The sequence below is a fragment of the Mesorhizobium sp. M7A.F.Ca.AU.001.01.1.1 genome (assembly GCF_004022735.1).
GTDB classification, from domain to species: domain Bacteria; phylum Pseudomonadota; class Alphaproteobacteria; order Rhizobiales; family Rhizobiaceae; genus Mesorhizobium; species Mesorhizobium ciceri.
Genome location: NZ_RZPF01000903.1, coordinates 1 through 2,240, shown reverse-complemented (window position 1 = coordinate 2,240; position 2,240 = coordinate 1). Strand labels below are relative to the sequence as shown.

Below are 2,240 nucleotides of genomic sequence, written 5' to 3'. Positions count from 1 at the left end.
GGACTACAGCGAGGCGCTGCTCGGCGCCCATGGCGATCTGGTGATCTTGATCGGTGACGAGCGGCATCTGGCACGAGCCGTGCGAATTGGTGCTCAAGGCGCAATCTCCGGCATGGCCAATTTCGTTACCAGCGAAATCCGGGCCATGGCCGGGGACGGGCGCGACGACACACGCGTCGAGCGTTTCGTGCTCGAATTGCTCAAACACCCGGTAACGCCGGCGGTGAAGGTCATGGTGGCGCGCAAAACCGGCGACGACCGCTGGCTGGCGGTCCGTCCGCCGCTGGAGCCGATCGGTTCGCAGGGGCGACAACAGCTGGCTGACGCCTATGATGGGCTGTTTGCCAGGGAATCAGCCTGACCGGCAAAGGGATACGCGCTGAAATGGAAGACGGCAGCGAGCCGACCACGCTTAGGGAAAAAGCCTATGCCAGCTTCACGCGGCATTTGCTGGCCCGCGATCTGCTGCCGGGCCAGTTCGTATCGCAGCGCGAACTGGTCGCCTTCACCGGTCTGCCGCTCGGCGCCATTCGCGAAATCGTGCCGCGTCTCGAGGCCGAAGGGCTTCTGACGACGATCCCGCAGCGCGGCATGCAGATCGCCCATATCGACATCAGCCTGATCCGCGAGGCTTTTCAGTTCCGCCTGTTCATGGAACGCGAAGCGGTGGCGCTGTTCACCGTCAGCGCTTCCGATGACGAACTTGCCCGCCTGCGGCGTGAACACGAGGAGATGCTGGCTCAAGCCCTTTCGCAGGCGCCGACGCCGGAAATGGAAGCCAGGGCGCAGAGCATCGACTGGGCGATGCACGACACTTTCATCGATGCGCTGGGCAACGAGATCATCGCCAAGGCCTATCTGGTCAACTCGGTGAAGATCCGGCTGATCCATCAGGAGCGCTTCCGCATCGACGGGCGCGTCGTGCCGGTCATGCGTGAGCACCTTGCGGTCATCGAAGCCATGGAAAGCCGCGACCCGCAGAAGGCGGTCGAGGCGATCAGCCTGCACATCGACAAGGCGCGCCGGCTGGCGCTGCAAATCTGAGGAGGCATGAGCCGCGTCGCGGTCGCGACGCATTCGACAACGACAGCAACCGGGAGGAAGAAATGTCGTCCAATCTGTTCAACCCAACCAGGAGGCAACTCCTCCAGGGAACCGCGGCACTTGCCGCCGCCGGCCTTGTGGGTGTTCGCCCAGGCTTTGCCGCGGCCGTCGACTGGAAGCGCTTTGCCGGCACGACGCTCGACGTCAATCTGGTGAAAAGCCCGCGCAGCGACACCCTGATAAAATATCTCGCCGAGTTCGAGGAGTTGACCGGGATCAAGGTCAATGCCGAGGCAACGCCTGAGCAGCAGCAGCGCCAGAAGACGGTGATCGAATTGAGCTCCGGCAAGCCGAGCTTCGACGTCGTGCATCTGAGCTACCATGTGCAGAAGCGGCAGTTCGAAAAAGGCGGCTGGCTTGCCGACATATCAGGCTATCTCGCCGACCCCACCCTTACCGATCCGGGTCTGGTCGAAAACGATTTCGCCGACGCCGGCATGCTGTTCGCCAAGGACGGTCAGGGCGTGCTGCGCTCGCTGCCCTTCTCGGTCGACTACTGGATCGTTTACTGGAACAAGGAGTTGTTCGAGGCCAAGGGCCTCAAATATCCCGAAACCTTCGAGCAGCTGGTGGCCGCGGCCGAGGCGCTGACCGACCCGTCGACCAATACTTATGGTTTCGTCGCCCGCGGCATCAAGAACGCCAACACGCCGGTGTGGACATCGCTCATGCTCGGCTACGACATGACGCCACTCGACGCTCAGGGCAAGCTGCGCACGACGTCGCCCGAGGCGATCGAGGCCGCCGGGCTCTACCAGCGGCTGATGACCAAATCCGCGCCTCCAGGCGTCACTGGCTTCAACTGGGCCGAAGCGCAGTCCGCCTTCCTGCAAGGCAAGATCGGCATGTGGTTCGATGGCGTCGGCTTTGCCCCGCCGATGGAAAATCCGGAAAAATCGCGGGTGGTCGGCAAGGTCGGCTATGGCGTCATGCCCAAGGGTCCCAAGGCGCACGCGGCTGGCACCTTCGGCGACGGTATCGGCGTGACGGCCACCAGCGAGAAGAAGGAGGCCGCCTATCTGTTCTGCCAGTGGGCAGTGTCGCCGGTCATGGGCGCGCGCCTGCTGCAGGCAGGCGCCGGCGTACCGTTCCGCAAATCGGTGCTCGAAGATCCAAAGGTGCGCGAAGGCGTCACC

3 protein-coding genes are annotated in these 2,240 nt (G+C 63.4%); all 3 read left to right on the top strand.

Annotated elements, in window-relative coordinates; all coding sequences use genetic code 11:
* Window positions 1–361: dihydrodipicolinate synthase family protein (locus EN884_RS33690; RefSeq protein ID WP_206617714.1), on the top strand; the 361-nt coding region annotated here is incomplete at its 5' end.
* Between the two features lie 23 nt (window positions 362–384).
* Window positions 385–1,044, top strand: coding sequence for a GntR family transcriptional regulator (locus tag EN884_RS33685; protein ID WP_063167949.1), 660 nt, complete (start codon window positions 385–387; stop codon window positions 1,042–1,044).
* 62 nt (window positions 1,045–1,106) lie between these two features.
* The coding region (locus tag EN884_RS33680) for a sugar ABC transporter substrate-binding protein (protein ID WP_164895341.1) at window positions 1,107–2,240 on the top strand (1,134 nt) is incomplete at its 3' end.